Here is a 22,027-nt window from a genome sequence, read left to right as displayed (position 1 = left end):
TTTTACTTATTTAATGACTTATACGCATCAAAAAAAATTAAGCAGATTTGATTCGGATGAGTTTGGCGAATAAATCATATTCGTCAGCATCCGTAATCTCAACTTCGAGTAAGTCACCTGACTTAATGAGGCTCTTATCAATATCTTCTACAAATACATTACCATCAATTTCAGGCGCATCTGCATATGAACGAGCAATCGCAACAGGAAACTCTTCATCTAAATCATCAACCAATACTGTCATCGTGCGACCAATACGATTTTTTAATTTAGCTGCAGAAATTTCTTGCTGAACTTGCATGAAGCGTTCATAACGTTCTTGTTTAATTTCTTCAGGCACATGATCAGGTAGATCGTTTGCAGTTGCACCCTCTACTGGAGAATAAGTAAAGCAACCTACGCGATCCAATTGAGCAACTTTGAGCCAATCTAAAAGAATCTGGAAGTCTTCTTCAGTTTCACCTGGGAAACCCACAACAAAAGTTGAGCGTAACACCAAGTCTGGACATTTTTCACGCCAAACTTTTAAACGATCTAGCGTGTTTTCACTGTGAGCTGGTCGCTTCATCAATTTTAAGATGCGCGGACTGGCGTGCTGAAAAGGAATATCAAGATACGGTAAAATTTTACCTTGTGCCATTAAGTCAATCACCGCATCCACATGTGGATATGGATAAACATAATGCAAACGTACCCAAATACCCAATTGACCCAATGCTTCGCACATGTCAAAGAATTTGGTTTTAACAGGTTGACCATTCCAGAAATCTAATTTGTATTTGGTGTCTAAACCATAAGCCGATGTATCTTGAGAGATCACCAAGACTTCTTTTACACCTGCATTTTTTAATGCTTGTGCTTCAGACAACACTGACCCAACTGGACGTGAAACTAAGTCACCACGCATGCTTGGAATAATACAGAATGTACAACGATGGTTGCAGCCTTCAGATATTTTCAAATATGCATAATGTTTGGGGGTCAAACGAATACCTTGTTCAGGAACAAGGTCAATAAACGGATTGTGCTTCGGTGGCGCAGGTACATATTCATGTACTGCTTCCATCACATCTTGGTATGCTGCTGCACCTGTTACTTTTAAAACGTTCGGATGCATTGCACGAATTTTGTCTTCATCTTTACCTAAACAACCCGTCACAATAACGCGGCCGTTAGCGCTCATGGCTTCGCCAATCGCATCTAAAGATTCTTGTACTGCAGATTCAATAAAACCACAGGTATTCACAACAACTAAATCAGCACCATCATAATCCGATGCTACATCATAACCTTCAGTCTTTAACTGCGTAAGGATTCGCTCGGAATCTACCAATGCCTTAGGACAACCTAAAGAAACAAAACCGACTTTGGGGGATTTCATGAATCTGCGCTCCACTATAATCCGCGTATTGTATGACTTTTCCTTTCATAAAAACAGTTGAAAACTTCACTCTTTGTATAACGCACCAAAATATATCCACATATTTATTAAAATATTATTGTTGCACTATTTTGGAGCAGTGATAGTCTTATGAAATTCTAAATATCGTTACAAAGCTTCATATTAAAAAATAATCGCAGTTTTTTTCATTTTTAACGCTCGAAATACATCAATTAGAAAAAGTTGGCTTGTATTTTGCTTTATTAAGGGACGTTAATCTGTAATTACGCCTCTTTATGAGCACATATAAATTTGATCAGATCGCAAATGCGCTATTTTAAGACAGGATTATTGAGTTAATGGATCAACAACCTCAGATTGACTATCGACTACTTATAGATAACTTAAGCACAGCCATTTTGCTGGTGGACCATCATTTAAATATTTTTTATCTCAATTCCTCATGTGAGGCTTTATTTGATATCAGTTTGTTACGTGCGTTAGGACAACCCGTACTGAATATCTTACAGTCACCGGGTGATGCCTTTAATACCGAAGATGCTTTAAATAATAGTTTAAAAACAGGTCAAGCTTATACACGACGTGAAGCCACCATTATCGTCAATTTTAAAGATGTACATGTTGACTACTCAGTGGCGCAACTCAATACAGGGAAACCCTACCACCCTTTACTGTTAATAGAGCTCAATCCGATTGATCGAATGTTGAAGATCTCAAAAGAAGAAAACTTCATTCAACAACACCAAGTCGCACGCCAATTGATTCGAGGTGTGGCGCATGAGATTAAAAATCCTTTGGGTGGAATACGCGGCGCAACCCAACTATTGGCGCGTAGCTTAAATGATCCTAAATATGCTGAATTTACCGATATTATTATTAGTGAAGTTGATCGTTTACGTAATCTGGCTGACACGATGCTGGGTTCTCGGCAACTCCCAAGTTATGAGCCTGTAAATGTTCATGATCCATTAGAACGTGTCCGCTCTCTCATCGTGAATCAGACCAAAAAGAAAATTAACATTATCCGCGATTATGATCTTTCATTACCTGAAGTTAAAGCAGATCGAGATCAACTGATTCAAGTCATGCTCAACATCAGTGTTAATGCGGTTCAAGCAATGACAGAAAATAAAGAGTTTTTCACAGAACAACAACCAGAACTTATTTTAAGAACGCGTATACAACGCTTAGTTACTATTAATAGTGTATTACACCGTTCTGCGATACGTATCGACATTCAGGACAATGGACCCGGTGTACCTGAAGACATCTTAGAATCTGTTTTTTATCCACTGGTTACAGGTCGCGCCAAAGGCACAGGACTTGGACTCAGTATTGCTCAAAATATTATGCATCAACACAATGGAATGATTGAATGCCAGTCAATTCCAGGAAAAACAATATTTAGCCTTTATATACCTTGGGAGTTAAACCATGTCGCGAAATAAAATTTGGGTAATTGATGACGATCGTGCCATGCGTTGGGTACTTGAGAAAACTTTTAAAGAAGAAGGTTTTGATGTTACCAGTTTCGAAGAGGCTCAATCTGCTTTAGATCAACTTGCTGATGATACGCCTGATGTTATTTTGACAGATATTCGCATGCCTGGAATTGATGGTTTAGCATTCTTAGCCAAGGTCAAAGGCAGCTACCCAGATCTCCCTGTGATTATTATGACCGCACATTCAGATTTAGAGTCGGCTGTGTCGAGTTATCAGACCGGTGCTTTTGAGTATCTTCCGAAACCTTTTGATATTGATGAAGCGCTGGCACTTGTCAATCGTGCCATCATGCACATTAACAAGTTACAACAACAAGAGTCTGCCAAATCTTTAGTACAACCGATTCAGTCAACTGAAATTATTGGTGAATCTCCTGCTATGCAGGAAGTATTCCGTGCGATTGGCCGTTTGTCGCAATCACATATTACTGTACTTATTAATGGTGAATCGGGTACAGGTAAAGAATTGGTTGCGCATGCCCTGCACCGCCATTCACCACGCGGCGCTAAACCGTTTATTGCGTTGAATATGGCTGCAATTCCCAAAGACCTGATTGAAACTGAACTTTTCGGACATGAAAAAGGTGCATTTACCGGCGCCAATTCCCAACGTCAAGGTCGTTTTGAGCAAGCCAATGGTGGAACACTTTTCCTAGATGAAATTGGCGATATGCCATTTGAAACACAAACACGCTTACTTCGTGTTTTGGCAGATGGCGAGTTTTATCGTGTAGGCGGACACATTCCTGTTCGTGTTGATGTCCGTATTGTTGCGGCAACGCATCAAGATTTAGAAAAATTGGTGCAAGACGCACGTTTCCGTGAAGATCTCTACCACCGTCTTAATGTGATTCGAATTCATATTCCGAAACTTGCTCACCGCTCAGAAGATATTCCAATGCTGGCTCAGCATTTCCTAGCCAGAGCAGGTAAAGAGCTGGGTGTAAGCCCTAAAATCTTACGCACAGAAACTGTGGCCTATATGCAGCAATTGCCTTGGCAAGGTAATGTCCGTCAACTTGAAAATACATGTCGCTGGTTGACCGTCATGATCACAGGGCGTGAGGTTTATCCTGAAGATTTACCTTCTGAATTGAAACAAATTCCGATTACAAAATCGGACGACCCCAACAATCCGCATGCGCATCCAAATATTATCGCGATTCAACATTGGGATGAATTACTTAACCAATGGGCCATTCAAAAGCTTAAAAATGGTGAGATGAAATTACTTGATATTGCCACGCCGATGTTTGAACGCACATTAATAAATGCAGCACTTCAACAAACACGTGGACGTAAACGTCATGCTGCTGAATTACTCGGTTGGGGACGAAACACGCTTACACGTAAACTTAAAGAATTAGGAATGGACACAGCAGAAGAAGACGATGAGGAAATCATCACCTCTTAAAGTGCATGGTAAATTTTAATTCAATGTGTATTCCATGGAATACGCATTGAATTATGCAAATAACCATTCCTTAACAAGCGACAATTTTAACCGCTCAACTTTTACTTTATGCATTTTTAAAAATGAAATATTCAGAGCATCAAATTTTAAAGACATAAATAAAGCCTCATAGGAGGCTTTATTTATTTGATCATCATATTTTTAATTTATGCAGCGACACGCTCAGCAATAGGAACAACTTTACGTAATTCAGGCCCGGTATAATCCGCACTAGGTCTAATAATACGGTTGTCTGCTCGTTGTTCCATTACATGTGCAGCCCAACCTGTTACACGTGACATCACAAAAATTGGGGTAAACAGTTTCATTGCAATATCCATAAAGTGATATGCCGAAGCGTGGAAAAAGTCAGCATTACAGAATAGTTTCTTCTCACGCCACATGACTTCTTCACAACGAACAGATACTGGATAAAGAACCTGATCACCCACATCTTTGGCTAATTTTTCAGCCCAAATTTTAATAATGTCATTTCGAGGATCATTGTCTTTATAAATTGCATGACCGAAGCCCATGATTTTTTCTTTACGCTCCAGCTTGCCCAGCATTTCACGCTCAGCTTCCTCTGGTGAACTCCAAGCTTCAATCATTTCCATCGCAGCTTCATTCGCACCACCATGTAAAGGACCACGAAGAGAACCAATCGCCCCTGTGATACATGAATGCATGTCAGACAATGTCGAAGCACATACACGCGCGGTAAATGTTGATGCATTGAATTCATGTTCAGCATAAAGAATCAAAGACACATTCATGACTTGTTCATGCAATTCATTTGGTTTTTCGCCACGAAGTAAATGCAAGAACTGAGCACCGATTGAATCGTCATCCGTATTTTCTTCAATACGCACACCATCGTGACTAAAACGATACCAATAACAAATAATCGCTGGAAGTGTAGCGAGAATACGATCAGCTACATCTTGTTGATCATCGAAGGATTTTTCAGTTTCAAGATTACCCAACATTGAGACGCCTGTACGCATCACATCCATTGGATGAGAATCAGCTGGTATACGTTCAAGTACATCTTTTAAATTTTGCGGTAAAGTGCGAAGTGATTTTAGTTTTGCTTTATAGGTTTTTAATTGTTCAGTGGTCGGCAATTCACCAAAGAAAATGAGATAAGCCACTTCTTCAAATTGACAATTTTCAGCCAAATCTCGCACATCATAACCACGATAGGTAAGACCCGCTCCACTTTTCCCTACAGTAGAAAGGGAGGTTTTTCCTGCCACTTGTCCGCGCAATCCTGCACCAGTAAGTACTTTTCCTTCAGCCATTTTTTTATTTCTCCTGAGTGAACAATTTATCTAAGGTATTTTCAAAAGTGTGATAATCCAAAAAATCATAAAGTTCTTTTCGTTGTTGCATTTTATCAAGTACGTTCACTTGCGTACCTTCTTTACGAATAGATTGCATCACCTCAAGCGCAGCTTTCTGCATTGCGCGTGTTGGTGATAATGGATAAAGCACCATCGCAATACCCTGCTCTCCTAATTCATCTTTGGTATAATATGGCGTATCACCAAATTCAGTAATATTCGCAAGTACAGGAACACCGACTGCATCACATACAGTTTTATACATCGTAATGTCGGTCATCGCTTCTGCAAAAATGGCATCCGCACCAGCTTCAACACACGCACAAGCACGATCAATTACCGCATTTAAGCCTTCTTTTTGTAAGGCATCGGTTCGTGCCATAACCACAAAATTCGCATCTGTTTTTGCATCTACTGCCGATTTAATACGATCAACCATTTCCTGTTGAGTCACGATTTCTTTATTTGGGCGATGACCACAGCGCTTCTGCGCAACTTGATCTTCAATATGAATAGCAGCTGCACCAGCAGCGATCATTTGTTTAACTGAACGAGCAATATTAAATGCGCCACCCCAACCTGTATCAATATCGACCAACAAAGGCGTGTCTACACGCTCAGTAATCCGACGTACATCTTCCAATACATTATCTAAACTGGTCATACCTAAATCGGGTAATCCGTAAGAATAGTTCGCAACACCTGCGCCGGATAAATAAATGGCTTTATAACCAACTTGTTTTGCCATCATGGCTGCGTAGGCATTTACTGTACCCATGATTTGTAGCGGCTTTTCAATTTCTAATGCTTTTCTAAATTTTAAGCCTGCAGATGTTTGTTCTGTCATATCCTATTCCACAGTTTCTTCTATCATTCTTGAAGTTTGAGTATAAACACAATTTTTTAATCTAAAATGACCAAATAGGGCTTTTACTCTAAAACTTTAGTCATATAAAGTGAATCTTCATTCATTCTTTACACATTGATTGATTTTATGAACGGATTCATCAAAGCAATGTGTACATAAATTTGCTATGATGGCAATCTTATTTATACACTTCGGCAGTTTTTCTTAAAGATGCATGATTTAGCTCAATTTGAACCTCTATCTCGTGATGTCCCACAGACCAAACGTGGACATGAACGCTGCTTAGCGCTTTTATTGAGTGCCAATACTTTATTTTTAGAACGTGGTTATGATGCCGTTTCTTTAGATGATATTGTCCATCATGCTGGTGGCTCTAAAGCCTCTATCTATAAGTATTTTGGCAATAAAGAAGGGCTATTCACAGCCATTTGTGACTATCGTCGTGAGCAATGTTTTAAAGACATTTGTATTCCTTATGACCCTTTATCATCCAGCCTCCGTGATTATTTAATCAACACCCTACTCAATTTTTATTATCATATTAAAAAACCTGAAAATACTGCATTTATGCGTCTGGTATTTGAACAAGCGCAACGAAACCCTGAACTTGCAGTATCAATCCATGAAAAAGGACCTAAAAAGGTTCAACTCGATATTGCAAATGCCTTAGAAAAAGCGGATCAAAAAGGCTTTTTAACCTGTAAAAATCCTTTATTTTCAGCGCAACTTTATTTTGGAATTTTAAGAAATTTAGAATGGTGTATTTTGATGGGTATTTCAGCGGATGAATCCGATCAAGAAACCACCGATTACATCGTATATTCAGTTGATCGCTTCTTAGACGGTCATCAATAACGCTAGTTTTTTTGCAATTCTGCTTACATATAGTATATTAGTTGATTCTCTGTTTTTTCACTAACCAACAATCTCTTGTGGTTCAATATGATATTGGCCTAGCAAAGATTGTGGAGTACCCATGGCTCTACGACATTTTCTTACTTTACGTGACCTTTCTACTGCAGAATTAAACCGCATTATTGAGCGTGCAATCGAATTAAAACGCCTGCAACACCTCAATGAAGTCTACCAACCCTTTGTTGGTAAAGTAATGGGAATGATTTTCGAAAAATCGAGCACACGTACCCGTGTCTCATTCGAAGCTGGGATGAGCCAGTTTGGTGGTAGTGCAATTTTCCTGTCTTCCCGCGATACTCAACTGGGCCGTGGCGAACCGATTGAAGATTCAGCACGTGTGATTTCAAGTATGCTTGATATCGTGATGATTCGTACCTTTGGACATGACATTGTAACGCGCTTTGCTGAATACTCTAAAGTGCCTGTAATTAATGCTTTAACAGATGATCATCATCCTTGCCAATTGCTTGCAGACGTACAAACCTATGTCGAGCACCGCGGTTCTATTCAGGGTAAAACTGTCGCTTGGATTGGTGATGGCAACAATATGTGTAATTCATATATTGAAGCTGCACATATGTGGGGCTTTAAATTAAAAATTGCGACCCCTAAAGGCTATGAACCAAAACCTGAATTTATGTCTGAGTTTGCACATTGTGCAGAATTGGTTAGCTCTGCTGAAGATGCTGCGGTAAATGCAGATATGATCGTGACTGACGTTTGGGCAAGTATGGGTCAAGAAGAAGAACAAAAGATTCGTGAGGCTGCTTTTGCTGATTATCAAGTCAATGAACGCCTGATGGATTTAGCTCACCCAGATTGCTTATTTATGCACTGCTTACCAGCACATCGTGGTGAAGAGATTTCTGAAAATATGCTTGACCATAAAAATGCTGTGGTTTGGGATGAGGCAGAAAACCGCTTACATGCTCAGAAAGCCTTGGTTGAATTCTTAATCAATGAAAATTTAAGAAAAGACTAAGTCTCCACTATAAAAAAAGCACTTTCGGGTGCTTTTTTTATAGATGATTTTTATAGCGTCAACTAACGAATTAACCCTTGCGGCTGTAAAATAATAAGTGCCGCACCGATTAAAACAATCAACCCACCTAGCAAATCCCAATGGGTTAATTTGACTTGATCTACAAAATACAACCACATTAATGCACTGATAATATAAATACCGCCATATGCTGCATAGATACGCCCCGATGCTGCTGGATGCAAAGTCAAAAGCCAAACAAATGCTGCTAAGGCCAATAACGTAGGCACCCAATACCAATGCGTCTTACCCTGATTTAAAATCAAATAGGGAAAATAACAACCTAAGATTTCCATCAATGCTGTGATAAAAAAAAGAGCCAAGGTACTTAATAGTTTGGTTATTTGTATATCCATAAGACGTCCCATAGCTAAATTATTATCTTTAAAATCTAAAGATTTAAAACCAAACTATTTAAAACAAAGTTTTTTAAAACAAAAATTTTTTAACAAAGGTATTTGAAAACCAAAGTAAATAAAAACCCGTGCATGCACGGGTTTAAACTGAATTTTTAAATATTATGCAGGCTCAGCAGCTTGATCTTCAAAGACTTCTAAATTCAAACCCACTGCTTTGCCATTCTCTTTTTTCGCTGATACAGACACGTTCCCGCCATTTTCCGCTAACTCACCAAACAGAATCATTTCCGCAAGCGGTTTCTTCAAATGTTCTTGAATTAAACGTTGCATCGGGCGTGCACCCATTAGACGATCATAACCATGTTCAATCATCCAATCTCGAGCACTTTGATCGACTTCAAGCACCACTTTCTTATCATCCAGTTGTGCTTGCAACTCAGTCAGGAACTTATCAACTACAGATTCAATCACAGTAGATGGCAAGGATTTAAATTGAATCACACCATCTAAACGATTACGGAATTCAGGTGAGAATGCACGCTTCATCGCTTCTTGATTGTCATTACTGTTATCTTGCTCAGTAAAACCAATGCTGGTCCGCGAAATACTCTCTGCACCAATATTTGTAGTTAATACAATAATCACATTACGGAAATCAGATTTACGACCATTATTGTCAGTTAGCGCGCCATGATCCATGACTTGCAACAACAAGTTAAAGACATCAGGATGTGCTTTTTCAATTTCATCAAGTAACAAGACACAGTGCGGATTTTTATGAATTGCATCAGTCAACAAACCACCTTGGTCATATCCAACATAACCTGGAGGCGCACCAATTAAACGCGAAACCGCATGTCGTTCCATGTACTCAGACATATCAAAACGAACCAGTTCAACACCTAACAATTTAGCCAATTGCTTAGTGACTTCAGTTTTACCTACACCTGTTGGACCTGCAAAAACAAAATTACCGACTGGCTTATCTGGTGCTTTCAATCCTGCACGAGATAATTTGATCGCAGAAGATAATGCTGTGATTGCTTCATCTTGACCAAAGACAACACGTTTTAAATCGCGCTCCAAATGCTCAAGTACAGACTTATCATCTTTAGATACCGTTTTCGGTGGAATACGCGCTATTTTAGACACGATGTCTTCGACATTTTCCACGGTAATGATTGTGTTGTCTTGTTCAGCTTTTAAACGTCGTTGAGCACCCGCCTCATCAATCACATCAATGGCTTTGTCTGGTAAGAAACGATCATTGATGAATTTTGCTGAAAGTTCAACCGCTGAAATAAGCGCCTGATCTTCATATTGAACGTGATGAAAGTCTTCAAATTTAGATTTCAAGCCACGTAGAATATCAATGGTTTCTGAAATCGATGGCTCATTCACATCCACTTTTTGGAAGCGACGAGATAGAGCATGATCTTTTTCGAAAACCTGACGGTATTCTTGGAAAGTCGTTGAACCAATGCAACGTAAAGTTCCATTGGCCAATGCAGGCTTGATGAGGTTCGATGCATCCATCGTACTTCCCATGCTTGAACCCGCACCGATAATCATGTGAATTTCATCTATAAATAAAATCGCTTCAGGTTTTTTCTTCAATGCGTTCAACAATTGTTTCAAGCGCTTTTCAAAATCACCTCGGTATTTTGTCCCTGCAACCAATGAGCCAATATCCAGACTATAAACTTCAGCATTTTCAAGCGGTTTTGGTGCTTTACCATTCACAATCAACCAAGCCAAACCTTCCGCAATCGAAGTTTTACCCACACCTGGATCACCGACTAAAAGTGGATTATTTTTACGACGGCGACATAAAATTTGCGCTGTTCGCTCAATCTCTTTCTCACGGCCAATGAGCGGATCTGTTTTACCCTTTTGTGCTTCAACATTTAGGTTAACAGTATAAAGCTCCAAAGGTCCCGCATTCGCAGATGCACCTGTTTCACCATCCAACTCTTCAGATTCTTCTTCAACTTGGATTTCTTCTTTACGACCACCATGAGACAAATATTGCGTCAAGGTTAAACGATTAATTTGGTGACGTTTCAATAAATAAACCGCAAATGAATCTCGTTCTGAGTACATTGCAACCAAAACATCTGCACCCTCGACAGTACGATCACCACCGCTAGATTGCACATGGAAAATAGCACGCTGTAAAATGCGATCAAAACTTTCTGTTGGATGAGGAGCTTGTTCGCTGTTCTCACCCAGTTTAGGCGTATGCTGTTCTACATATTCCTCTAATTCTTTACGCAAGCTGACGATCTCTGCACCACATGCTTTTAAAGCATTTACAGCAGAGTCATTGTCTAATAAAGCCAATAATAGATGTTCGACGGTCAGAAACTCATGTCTCTTTTGACGAGCCATGCTAACAGCCAAACGTAATGAAACTTCTAATTGACGACTGAGCATGAGATCCCCTTATTCTTGTGGTTCGATCTGACAAAGTAATGGATGACTTTGAGATCGAGCATAATTATTGACTTGGTTTGCTTTGGTTTCTGCAATGTCTCTTGGATAAACGCCAGCAATACCTTTACCTTCATAATGTACTGTTAGCATTACTTCAGTGGCTTGGTCAAGGTTCAATGCAAAGTATTGTTGTAAAATTTCAATTACAAAGTCCATTGGCGTGTAATCGTCATTCAACAATACGGCGTTATATAACGGTGGTTTTTTAAATTGTGGTGGTGCAGTCTGAACAGCAATATCACCTTCCTGATCATGATGTTCAGCATCACCATTGTCTGAGCCAGCCAAACGAGGATCAAAGTGCCAATCCACATAACCAGATCGATCAAATGATAATTTAATGTCTTTTAAGCAAGCTTGACGTTTATTACTTCGCATAATTCTCTAAATCTAAATTATTGGGAGTTTGCAGCGGCTTGTGGAATTTCTGCTGCAAAAGCTGATGGTGTTTCAACAGCTTGCCCACGTTGCCAACTGAAACGTTTTGTAACAGGGGTTGAACCCTTTACACGAATTTCAATAAATTGTGGACTAAAGCCCTTTGGCATTGTCCAGCGACCTGTTAAGCGTTGGTAATCTTCAAAGTTAAAACGATTTTCCGCAATCGGCACAAGTAAAACTTCTGTGCCTTGAATTAATCTTAACTCAACCTCACCAGTAGCTCGGCGTTTACTTGGACTCACTTGAACAAGATCAATTTGATATTCATAGGCATTTTCAGGTAAAGCCTTTACATCAAGATTCTGCACTATCAGGCTCAAGCCGCCGCGCTGACGTAAAACTTCTCGATAAATCGCACTCATCCCTTCAATCTGAACTTTATCTGCTTTGGCTTGATTTAGCGCAGCAAACATATCATTCGAATTGGTAACTGCAACATCACGCTCTTGCGTTGCCGTATTTAATGTTTTATTTAAGTTAGTTAATTCGCTCTTTTGTTTTGCAACAACCTCTACTAATTGCTCAGCATCGGCATCATAACCCACCACAGTTAAACCCTGTCGATGGCCTACTGTATAACCCAGCAACATACTTCCTGCACAAAGCACCACTCCACCGAGCAACAGTGGTGTGTTTTCTTTTAAAAAAGACTGTTTAGCCTTTTCTTTAGGTTGCGGTAAGTTATGAATTTCTGTGTTAGACATCGTTATCTCTAAATATTATTAGTATCAAAACACACATTTAACGCTAAAGTTAAATGTGTGTGAAGTTGAAAAGCGTTTTTTATGGTAATAATCCGATGCCTTGTAAACCTGCATCTTCAGCAAAACCAAACATTAAATTCATATTTTGTACAGCTTGCCCTGCCGCACCTTTCACCAAGTTATCCTGTACAGACAAAACCACCAACTTTTTCGGTTGTGGTTTGTACAGTGCAATTCGGAGTTGATTTGCGCCACGAACTGAACGTGTTTCTGGTGAACTATTTGCTAGCATAACATCTACAAACGTCTCATTGGCATAGAACTGCTCATACAAGCTTTGTAAGTCTAGCGTATCACCTGCATCCGTTAAGTCGACATAAATCGTGCTCAGCATCCCACGGATCATAGGCACTAAATGCGGTACAAACACAATGTGATTAAACACATCCTTTAAGCCTGAAATATTTTCCAATGCTTCTACAATCTCAGGTTGATGGCGATGTCCAGCCACACCATAGGCCTTAAAGTTATCTGCATTTTCTGAGTAAATCATGCCCAGACTGGCTTTACGACCCGCGCCTGAAACGCCTGATTTCGCATCAATGATAATACTTTCAGGTTTCACCAACGTTTCAGCGTGTTTAAATAATGGTGCTAGGCCCAACTGAACTGTCGTTGGATAGCAACCAGGGTTACCAATAACTTGAGCCGTTTTAATCTGTTCACGATTGAGCTCTGACAAACCATACACAGATTCTTTTAGTAATTCAGGACACGCATGTTGCATGCCATACCATTTTTCAAATTCAGCTAAATCTTGTAAACGAAAATCTGCAGCAAGATCGATCACTTTGGTATTCGCTGCCACTAATTCTTCCGCATGCTTCATTGCGACACCATGCGGTGTTGCAAAGAAAACAACGTCACATTTTTTTAATTCATCTACAATTAAATCTGAATAACAAAGGTCTGTATGTCCACGTAAACTTGGGAACATATCATCTACACGGCGACCATTTTCAGTACGTGATGTCAGTACATTAACTTGTACATTTGGATGTCGAAGCAAAAGACGTAACAATTCAACGCCTGTATAACCTGTACCACCGACAATACCTACTGTAATCACGTGCTTTACCTCAAATCAAATGTATCCATTTCGAATGGCTAAGTATGACAGGAAGTTAGATCTTTCTGAACTGTTTTGCTTGATATTGAGTGTTTTATTCAAGTAACAATGCTCATTATTTTTATGTAGTTGAATAGTTCAATAACGATTACGTTTGTATTCACTTATATTGCCAATTATTTTAGCCTCTTTAATTCCATGTATCATCCTCTCTGATACCTCATACTCATTGTATTGTTCATCGGCTTCCTTTAGCTCAGCAATAAAATCCTCTGCATGTTTTAAATCATTTGATTGAAGTAAAGGCAAGAATGCTAAAATTAAAGACCCAACAAAATAAGCTAACAAATAGATATAAGCAATCACATTAAGATTTTGATTCAATAATCCTTTTAACCAAATATCCCAAAAGACCAGTGGAAAAAGAAAAAGAGAAGCAAAAATTGCATATTGGATATTCCAATATTTTATTTGTTTTTTTACCTTACGTCCTTTCTTTATTTTTAATGTAAAAGCATCCGAGCTAACAATATCTTTGTTTGTGTAAATTAAAAATTTACGCCCAAATTTGTATAGTTTCATCAATTGATCAAAGTTTATCAATCTAAGCTCATGTAGTTTAATTAAATACACAACTAGATCGTAATTCACAAAATCAGAGCGCACTAACTCTTGAGCAGCGCGATCCAGAGTTAATCGCTTTTCAGCTTCTTTTTTATAAAATTGCTCAAAAAATCGAACTGTTGAATCCAACTTAGCAGTATAGTCTTTATGCAAATATCCCAATATTTCTGCACGCTTATAAAACAATGTCCAAGCCCCAAAACATGCCAGTGCTAATTTTATTAAAATATCCCAAATATCTTTATCCAACATATACCCCTATATTTTCAAACTCACCACCACCAAGGCATGAGAGTAGTTTTTAATATCTTTCGATGCTGTTGAAAGTTTTGGTCATGTGTTTCGACTAACGACCAAAAACGAGCACTATGATCAAAGTGTTTGGTATGTGCCAACTCATGCACACAAACATAACGCGTAACTTCTTGAGCAAATAGTACTAAACCCGCATTCAACATGATGTCATGCTTGGCTGAACAACTCCCCCATCTGGTTTTAGGCTGTCGAATTGAGCACTTTGCATAAGATAGACCACTGCTTTGACTTAGCTCATTCAAATATAAAGGTAAATACTGTTTAGCATAATCAATGACAAACGCTTTTAAATAAATCTCGGGTTGACGATCACTAATCAGAAGTTGATGTTGGCTATTTAAAATAAAACAATGTTTTTGGGTCTGATAAATAATTTCTAAAGGACGATCTAAATTAAATACACTTAACGTTTGAGGTAAGGTTTTATCAATCTGAATGATTTTTTCTTGTTGTTTCTGCCACGTTTCAATCAACCATTGTTCAGACTGATCAATAAAGCTTTGAATTTGTCTTTTACTACAAAATACAGGTGCCGTTAAACGAATTTGTGTCTGGTCCACACGTAAGCGAAGTCGTGTAGAACGCACATTTCGAGTAATTTGAATTTCAGGTAGGTCGGATAGAGTCATTTATATTCTTTTTTAATTTTCCCAAATCCTCCATTTAAAGGAGGGAGAAGTCTCCCTTTTACAAAGGGAGACTTCGAGGGATTTAATAAATTATTAAACCGCAGTACGCTCTTCAATACCATTATCTGTTGCAATAATAGCAATATCTGCTTTCTGAATTGCAAAAATACCATTACACACCACACCAGGAATGTCATTGATATCTTTTTCAAGTTGTAATGCATTTAAGATATTTAAATTATGCACATCTAAAATCACATTACCGTTATCAGTAACGACACCTTCACGATATACAGGATCACCACCTAAAGATACGATTTTACGAGCCACAGCTGAACGCGCCATTGGAATAACTTCAACAGGTAGAGCAAAACCACGACCCAACTGATCCACCCATTTAGAATCATCGACAATACATACAAATTTCTTCGCAATTGACGCCACAATTTTTTCACGCGTAAGAGCTGCACCACCACCTTTGATCATGTGCATATGGCGATCAATTTCATCAGCACCATCCACATACGCATCTAAACCACCGACATGGTTCATATCAACAACTTCAATACCCAATTTCTTCAACCGTTGTGCTGTTGCTTCTGAACTTGCAACCGCAGCTTCCAATTGAAGTTCTGGTAATAATTCAATAAGGAAGTTCACAGTACTTCCTGTACCAACACCCAAAATACCGCCTTTCGGTAAGTGCTTTAACGCAGCTTTAGCAGCGGCTTGTTTCTTTTCATCTTGGGTTGCATACAGACTCATAACTTGGCTCAACTATTTTTGACATTTGATGCTGAATTTACAGCCCAAAAGTACAGGGGTTTGTTACAATAAGCGCCTATTTTAAACTGTTAGATGGAAAATTAACATGCTGTCTCGTATGGTTCGACAAATATTACAAGCAACTGTTTATGATGTTGCTATCGAAACTCCACTCGAAGCAGCGCCACGAATTAGTGAAAAACTAAATAATAACATTCGCTTTAAACGTGAAGATTTACAACCTGTATTCTCTTTCAAGTTACGCGGTGCTTACAATCGCATTAGCCAACTTCCTAAAGTTCAACTTGAACGTGGTGTAATCACGGCCTCTGCAGGTAATCACGCTCAAGGTGTTGCACTTTCAGGTCAAAAATTGGGTATTCGTGCCATTATCGTGATGCCTAAAACCACACCAGACATCAAAGTCCAAGCGGTGAAACGTCTAGGTGGCGAAGTAGTATTACACGGTGATTCATTTGATATTGCCAACAAATATGCGATAGCTCGAGCACAAGAAGAAGGTATGACCTTTATTCCACCCTATGACGACGAATTGGTCATGGCTGGACAAGGTACCATTGCCAACGAAATTTTACGTCAATGGCGTGATGTAGACTACGTATTTGTAGCGGTTGGCGGCGGCGGTCTAATTGGTGGTGTGGCTGCATACCTCGGTGAAGTTGCACCGCATGTCAAAATTATTCCGGTTGAATATGATGAATCTGCATGCTTAAAAGCGGCTTTTGAAGCCAATGAGCGTGTTATTCTGCCTACTGTTGGCTTATTTGCAGATGGTACGGCGGTTGCTCAAATTGGTGAAAAACCTTTTGAAATAATTCAACTCATGAAGTCTGATAACTCAGGCCCTATCGTTGAACGTGAAGTTGTCTTGGTCAATACAGATGAAATTTGTGCTGCCATTAAAGACACATATGACGAATGTCGTAGCATCGTTGAACCTTCAGGTGCAATGGCTTTGGCAGGGATTAAAAAATACGTCGCAGAGCACGGTATAGAAAATAAAAACATGGTGTCGATTGTTTGCGGTGCAAACATGAACTTCGATCGCTTACGCTATATTGCTGAACGGACTGAACTTGGTGAACGTAAAGAAGCCATTTTTGCTGTGACCATTCCAGAAGAAAAAGGTTCATTCTTAAATTTCTGTCGTGCACTACAAGGACGAAATATCACAGAGTTTAACTACCGTGCCAGCCATTCTTCAGCCGCTCAAGTGTTTGTCGGCATCAGCCTCAAAGGCGGTGAAAAAGAACGTCAAGACATTTTTGAGATTTTAAAATCACAATATGATGTTGATGATCTCTCTGATGATGAAGTGGCTAAACTGCATATTCGTTATTTGGTCGGTGGTCATGCAGATCTTGAAAATGAACGTCTGTTCCGAGTTGAGTTCCCAGAACGTCCTGGTGCTTTACTCACATTCTTGGAACGCTTAGGACCTACGCATAACATTACCCTGTTCCATTATCGTAATCATGGTGCAGCAGAAGGTCGTGTGCTGGTTGGCTTAGAAGCAAGTGATGCCAAACAGAATCCAGATGGATTAATTGAAACTTTAGAAACGATCACCTATCCATATGCTGAAATAACCAACAACCTTGGTTATCAACGTTTCTTGAAATAATCATTCATTTTAGTTCTATAAAAAAAGAGCCAATCATGGCTCTTTTTTTAATACTCATCAAAAATTGATATTTTTCTATCGTTTTTTAGATTGATCATTTATTGAGTTTTTTCAGAAGACATTATTCTCAAAACACACTCATCAAGAGTATTTACTCCTCCTGATTTTCTCCCAAAGCAAGAGGATTTTTACAGATCATTAATTGCCACTCAATGATCATTTTTAATAGATGAAATAGGTTGAGTTTAATCGCGAAATAGAAAATGGATTATAAGGACCATGACTGCGCTATCGGCTCATAGTGTTCAATATGATGTGCCTCATGCTTAAACTGTTTATTAAAACGTAAGCAAAATTTATCAATTTTGACGTCGTCATCGGGAACTAGCAACCAATAGCTTTCATCCCCATGAATGAGTAATACTGCATAATCAATCAATTGCGCAGCATGATAAATTTCTTCCATCACAATATCATTGATTTGTTCTTGCACACTATAATACCTTCCAATCACAGATTGGTATTTTTCATAATGCTCAAGCAGCGGTGACAGTCGTGCTTGTATACGCGATGAAATCTCATCCAGATTAATGCCACTATTTTGAAATACGGTACTTTTTTGTAAAATATAAGCATGATTCAATTGACTATGTAAGGCCATCAAATAGGCATGAGCAATATCACTGGATTCTTTATATGACAACCAATTCACAAAATTTGAATAATTTCTTCTTAATTCTTTGATTGGAATTTTTTTTTGTTCTAGTACAGGAAACCAAGTCTGCAATATTTTATAAATTTTCTTTTCATCCATTTTATGCTTCACTCCTCATGAGACTCATACAAAGCTCTAATCTGACTTTCATTAACATAAAGAAGCATCATGAAACTCTGATGACTGAAAACTCTGATGACTGAATATAAAATTTTTTCAGAACTCAAAAACGTTCAATATAAAAGGACCTCTAAATTCCCCCTTACTTACTATCGACAAAATAAGAATATGTTCAGTGGTGTATTTGACCTAAAATATCAAACTAATGATCTGGTTAACTCCAGTATTGATCAACACCTTAAAACAAACATTCCATTTTCAATGAATAATATTTTTTAGGAACACGCAATTATGGCGCTTTTTGCAGTCATCGGTTTAGGTAGTTTTGGCAGTACAGTTGCATTAGAGTTAACCAGCCTCAAACACGATGTGATTGGCATCGATAGTGAAAAAAAATATGTTGAAAATATTTCAGAATCGATTAGTCATGCTGTAATTGCCGATGCAACAGATGAATATGTACTCAAAGAGCTTAATCTAAAAAACTGTGATGCTGTGGTTGTGGCAATTGGTGAAAATATAGAAGCCAGTATTCTGTGTGTATTACATTTAAAAAATCTTGGTGTAGAAAAGATCTTAGCCAAAGCAAAGTCAAAACCTCACCATATGATCCTCTCACACTTAGGAATTGACCAAATTATTCACCCTGAAGAAGATATGGGAATTCGCGTCGCCCAATCTCTAAGCTACCCTATGGTTCGTCGCTATATGGCGCTCAATGATGATCACTATATTGTTAAAATTGTGGTTGGAGCTCATTTAAAAGGTATTGAATTTAGAGATGTCGTTGACCAAAGTGAAGGTGTTACACCATTATTACTACAACGGGGAGCGCTGATGATCTATGAGGTTGCACCCGGACTTTTATTACAAACTGATGATATTTTAATTCTTGAAGGATCGGTTGATCGCCTACGTAAACTTTCATCGAGATTCAAACAAAAATGATGAAGTTTTATTCAAGATTGATTAACAAGCAAAGTAATAGTATTAACCTCAGCCCACCAAGTGTGCTTGCCTTAGGTTTTTTAAGCTTTATTATTTTAGGCTCAATTTCACTGAAAATGCCTTTTTCTCACCATGGAGAAATAAGCTGGTTAGATGCCATTTTTACCGCGACCTCTGCCGTGACCATAACGGGCTTATCGGTTGTCGACATTAGCGAGGCCTATAGCACTTTAGGTCAATTCATCATCATGATTTTAATCCAGTGTGGTGGCATCGGATTTATGACCTTTGCTATCTTGGCAGCACTGAGTCTTTCGACCAAAATCGGATTAAAACAACAGGTTATGGCACAAGAAACCATTGGTCAAACCAGCCTCACCAATGCCAGTTTTACCATGAAAGGCGTCCTCATTTATTCGCTCTTTTTTGAGGCGATTGGGACTTTTATTTTAACGTTGGCATGGATGCAGAGTTACGATTTTACCGATGCCCTTTTTTATGCTGCTTTTTATAGTGTATCTGCATTCAACAATGGCGGATTTTCGCTTTTTCCAAATAGTTTAATGAGCTTTTCTGGACAATACATGATCACCCTTACCATTAGTATGCTCTATATTATTGGTGGTATTGGATTTCTGGTTTTAATGGATATCAAACGCTCTCATTCATGGAGAAAACTCTCCACCAATAGCAAACTGATTCTATCGACGATTGCGGGATTAAACCTATTCGCTTTTGTGTTGATTTGGAGTATAGAAGCCAGCAATCCACTCACCCTTGCCTCGATGTCTGTAGGTGACCAAGCATTAAATGCGTGGTTTCATGCCACAGTACCTCGATCGTCAGGGTTTAACAGTGTGGAAATGGCTCATATGAGTGAACCCGCGACTTTGGTAACGATGTTGCTGATGTTTATTGGCGGTGGTTCTCTCAGTACCGCGGGTGGAATTAAAGTCGGCACCTTTATTATTATGGTTCTGAGTGTTATTACATTCCTAAGACGCTCGGACGAATTGCGTGTATTCAAGCATTCCATTCCCACATCGACCACTTACAAAGCGCTGGCGGTTGTCTCGATCACCTCTATGCTGATTTTTTTGGGTTTCTTTAGTTTATTAATATTAGAACCCAATAAAAACTTTTTAGATTTGATGTTTGAAGCAGTGTCCGCTGCTTGTACAGTCGGTTTATCCAGAGGAATCACCTCAGAGCTGCAACCCATGAGTTTAATTGTACTGATGCTACTCATGTTTACAGGTCGACTCGGCCCACTCACCCTAGCCTATTTGATTGCCACACCACAAAAAAGTCGCTTGAGTCATCCTAAAACTGAAATTCAAATTGGCTAAAACTAACTGAATAATCTACTTTATCCAGTATTGATCTCTCGTCAATCAAGATCGCTCATTCAGCACAATCTCTATCCAAGTATCGTCAATAACCAAGCATAGCGACCTTAAGGGTACTATGCTTTAAATTCGACCTAGTTTAAATTTCGCTTATTTTCATCTTGCTTTTATTTCAAGTTCTATTTCCAAATTTTATTTTGATTTTGCTATTTGATTGGGCTTTATGCTGGGTGAAAACCAATATATCGGTTTAAGTCTTCAACCCCCAAGTCCATTTTATATATCGTAAAATCACTTAAACTGGATTGGCTCAACTCTGTAAACACTTTTAGATTTTCATCGTTTGCATGTATCTCATCTACTGTATGTGGCATGGTCTTTTCAAAGCCATCTGAAATATATTCAAAACCTAAATCCATAGCAATAAAAAGCGTATGTTCACAAGGCTGCACATACTGCTCCTCACTCCAATCAATGACATCATGCTGACAATGTGGACATGAAACATTTGCTTGATTATTTGTAAGCTCAATCAGTTGAAAAGTCATAATCTTTGGAACAGAATAAAACTGTAGTTTAACCAGCTCGAACATTTTTGAATAGACAGCTTTGTTTATTCAATATTGATCTGATTAAATAAAGTTCGATTTAAATAAAGCTCAATACTCAATGAAGTAAAGACCGTAAATCCAACCTAAAACATATCCAAATATATCGTTAAGGATGACTGATTTAATATTCATTTTACTTTTCATCAAACAAGGAAGCCATGTCTACACTTGAAAAAGCCATTGCTCTCGCAGCCAATAGACATGCGGGGCAAGTTGATAAAGCCAATCAGCCTTATATTCTACATCCATTGCGTGTCATGCTTAAAATGAAAACCACGCCGCAACAAATCGTTGCCGTCTTACACGATATTTTAGAAGATACCAATACCACAGTGGTTGAGTTAATTACTTTAGGTTTTAGCTCAGAAATCGTTGATGCCGTTATAGCTTTGACTAAAAAAGAAGATGAAAATCGAATAGAAGTTGCTTATCGAATAGTTAAAAACCCCTTAGCTCGTGCAGTAAAACTAGCCGATCTCGCAGACAATATGGATATCTCACGAATTCCACAGCCTTCTTCAGGTGACTTGCTTAGACTCGAAGAATATAAAAAAGTTCATCAGATTTTAATCTCAGGTTGAGATAATTTATAAACGTAATGTGTATTGACTAAGGTCATCGCAGTTCGTTTAAATAGCCGCACCGTTGC

At 38.6% G+C, this 22,027-nt stretch carries 21 protein-coding genes; 8 read left to right on the top strand and 13 right to left on the bottom strand.

Features of this window, described 5'->3' with window-relative positions; genetic code table 11:
* Positions 1 to 37: 37 nt before the first annotated feature.
* Positions 38 to 1,381 (bottom strand): 30S ribosomal protein S12 methylthiotransferase RimO, encoded by a 1,344-nt coding sequence (gene rimO / locus V5M36_RS07390; protein WP_338563656.1) that lies wholly within the window; start codon positions 1,379 to 1,381, stop codon positions 38 to 40.
* A 359-nt stretch (positions 1,382 to 1,740) separates the two neighbouring features.
* Between rimO and glnL the strand changes: the two genes are divergently transcribed.
* Positions 1,741 to 2,850 (top strand): nitrogen regulation protein NR(II), encoded by a 1,110-nt coding sequence (gene glnL, locus V5M36_RS07385; RefSeq protein WP_338563654.1) that lies wholly within the window; start codon positions 1,741 to 1,743, stop codon positions 2,848 to 2,850.
* Positions 2,837 to 4,318: a nitrogen regulation protein NR(I) gene (gene glnG, locus V5M36_RS07380; protein WP_338563652.1), complete on the top strand. Its 1,482-nt coding sequence runs from the start codon at positions 2,837 to 2,839 to the stop codon at positions 4,316 to 4,318. The genes glnL and glnG overlap by 14 nt, the downstream gene beginning before the upstream one ends.
* Positions 4,319 to 4,524: 206 nt before the next feature.
* Here glnG and prpC read toward each other — a convergent pair whose 3' ends face one another.
* Both prpC and prpB read right to left on the bottom strand, forming a co-directional pair.
* On the bottom strand, positions 4,525 to 5,661 hold the full coding sequence (gene prpC, locus V5M36_RS07375) for a bifunctional 2-methylcitrate synthase/citrate synthase (protein WP_338563650.1): 1,137 nt from the start codon (positions 5,659 to 5,661) through the stop codon (positions 4,525 to 4,527).
* Positions 5,662 to 5,665: 4 nt separating this feature from the next.
* Positions 5,666 to 6,550, bottom strand: coding sequence for a methylisocitrate lyase (gene prpB / locus V5M36_RS07370; RefSeq protein WP_338563648.1), 885 nt, complete (start codon positions 6,548 to 6,550; stop codon positions 5,666 to 5,668).
* Positions 6,551 to 6,781: 231 nt separating this feature from the next.
* Here prpB and V5M36_RS07365 point away from each other — a divergent pair, with 231 nt between their 5' ends.
* Both V5M36_RS07365 and argF read left to right on the top strand, forming a co-directional pair.
* Positions 6,782 to 7,426 carry a TetR/AcrR family transcriptional regulator gene (locus V5M36_RS07365; protein WP_338563646.1) on the top strand — a complete coding sequence of 215 codons (645 nt, stop codon included), beginning with the start codon at positions 6,782 to 6,784 and terminating at the stop codon, positions 7,424 to 7,426.
* A 121-nt stretch (positions 7,427 to 7,547) separates the two neighbouring features.
* Entirely contained in the window at positions 7,548 to 8,468 is a 921-nt protein-coding gene (argF, locus tag V5M36_RS07360; RefSeq protein ID WP_338563643.1) for an ornithine carbamoyltransferase, read from the top strand.
* Between the two features lie 62 nt (positions 8,469 to 8,530).
* On the opposite strand, the gene V5M36_RS07355 is transcribed toward argF, so the two are convergent.
* The 8 genes from V5M36_RS07355 to rpiA form a co-directional block, all read right to left on the bottom strand.
* Positions 8,531 to 8,884 carry a YnfA family protein gene (locus V5M36_RS07355; RefSeq protein ID WP_338563640.1) on the bottom strand — a complete coding sequence of 118 codons (354 nt, stop codon included), beginning with the start codon at positions 8,882 to 8,884 and terminating at the stop codon, positions 8,531 to 8,533.
* A gap of 162 nt (positions 8,885 to 9,046) precedes the next feature.
* On the bottom strand, positions 9,047 to 11,323 hold the full coding sequence (clpA, locus tag V5M36_RS07350; protein ID WP_338563637.1) for an ATP-dependent Clp protease ATP-binding subunit ClpA: 2,277 nt from the start codon (positions 11,321 to 11,323) through the stop codon (positions 9,047 to 9,049).
* A gap of 9 nt (positions 11,324 to 11,332) precedes the next feature.
* Positions 11,333 to 11,761 (bottom strand): ATP-dependent Clp protease adapter ClpS, encoded by a 429-nt coding sequence (clpS, locus tag V5M36_RS07345; protein ID WP_338563635.1) that lies wholly within the window; start codon positions 11,759 to 11,761, stop codon positions 11,333 to 11,335.
* 17 nt (positions 11,762 to 11,778) lie between these two features.
* On the bottom strand, positions 11,779 to 12,528 hold the full coding sequence (locus V5M36_RS07340) for a DUF6776 family protein (RefSeq protein ID WP_338563634.1): 750 nt from the start codon (positions 12,526 to 12,528) through the stop codon (positions 11,779 to 11,781).
* Positions 12,529 to 12,607: 79 nt separating this feature from the next.
* Positions 12,608 to 13,657, bottom strand: coding sequence for an N-acetyl-gamma-glutamyl-phosphate reductase (argC, locus tag V5M36_RS07335; RefSeq protein WP_338563632.1), 1,050 nt, complete (start codon positions 13,655 to 13,657; stop codon positions 12,608 to 12,610).
* A 138-nt stretch (positions 13,658 to 13,795) separates the two neighbouring features.
* Entirely contained in the window at positions 13,796 to 14,530 is a 735-nt protein-coding gene (locus tag V5M36_RS07330) for a hypothetical protein (RefSeq protein WP_338563630.1), read from the bottom strand.
* 23 nt (positions 14,531 to 14,553) lie between these two features.
* Positions 14,554 to 15,225, bottom strand: coding sequence for a M48 family metallopeptidase (locus tag V5M36_RS07325; RefSeq protein WP_338563628.1), 672 nt, complete (start codon positions 15,223 to 15,225; stop codon positions 14,554 to 14,556).
* 93 nt (positions 15,226 to 15,318) lie between these two features.
* Positions 15,319 to 15,990 (bottom strand): ribose-5-phosphate isomerase RpiA, encoded by a 672-nt coding sequence (gene rpiA, locus V5M36_RS07320; protein WP_338563626.1) that lies wholly within the window; start codon positions 15,988 to 15,990, stop codon positions 15,319 to 15,321.
* Between the two features lie 106 nt (positions 15,991 to 16,096).
* Here rpiA and ilvA point away from each other — a divergent pair, with 106 nt between their 5' ends.
* On the top strand, positions 16,097 to 17,635 hold the full coding sequence (gene ilvA / locus V5M36_RS07315; RefSeq protein WP_338563624.1) for a threonine ammonia-lyase, biosynthetic: 1,539 nt from the start codon (positions 16,097 to 16,099) through the stop codon (positions 17,633 to 17,635).
* A gap of 268 nt (positions 17,636 to 17,903) precedes the next feature.
* On the opposite strand, the gene V5M36_RS07310 is transcribed toward ilvA, so the two are convergent.
* Positions 17,904 to 18,449: a hypothetical protein gene (locus V5M36_RS07310; protein WP_338563621.1), complete on the bottom strand. Its 546-nt coding sequence runs from the start codon at positions 18,447 to 18,449 to the stop codon at positions 17,904 to 17,906.
* Between the two features lie 312 nt (positions 18,450 to 18,761).
* On the opposite strand from V5M36_RS07310, the gene V5M36_RS07305 reads away from it, so the two are divergent.
* Positions 18,762 to 19,418, top strand: a complete 657-nt coding sequence (locus tag V5M36_RS07305; protein WP_338563619.1) for a potassium channel family protein — start codon at positions 18,762 to 18,764, stop codon at positions 19,416 to 19,418.
* A complete protein-coding gene (locus V5M36_RS07300; protein WP_338564099.1) occupies positions 19,418 to 20,767 on the top strand; it encodes a TrkH family potassium uptake protein in 1,350 nt (449 codons plus the stop codon). Before V5M36_RS07305 ends, V5M36_RS07300 begins: the two co-directional genes overlap by 1 nt.
* A 221-nt stretch (positions 20,768 to 20,988) precedes the next feature.
* Here V5M36_RS07300 and V5M36_RS07295 read toward each other — a convergent pair whose 3' ends face one another.
* Complete coding sequence (locus tag V5M36_RS07295) at positions 20,989 to 21,315, bottom strand: hypothetical protein (RefSeq protein ID WP_338564096.1); 327 nt, start codon at positions 21,313 to 21,315, stop codon at positions 20,989 to 20,991.
* A 221-nt stretch (positions 21,316 to 21,536) separates the two neighbouring features.
* Here V5M36_RS07295 and V5M36_RS07290 point away from each other — a divergent pair, with 221 nt between their 5' ends.
* Entirely contained in the window at positions 21,537 to 21,959 is a 423-nt protein-coding gene (locus V5M36_RS07290) for an HD domain-containing protein (RefSeq protein ID WP_338563616.1), read from the top strand.
* Positions 21,960 to 22,027: the final 68 nt, after the last annotated feature.

It is taken from the genome of Acinetobacter sp. KS-LM10 (assembly GCF_036896575.1).
GTDB classification, from domain to species: domain Bacteria; phylum Pseudomonadota; class Gammaproteobacteria; order Pseudomonadales; family Moraxellaceae; genus Acinetobacter; species Acinetobacter avistercoris.
Note: the sequence above shows the minus strand (reverse complement) of the source record. Positions and strands in the feature narration are given on the sequence as shown.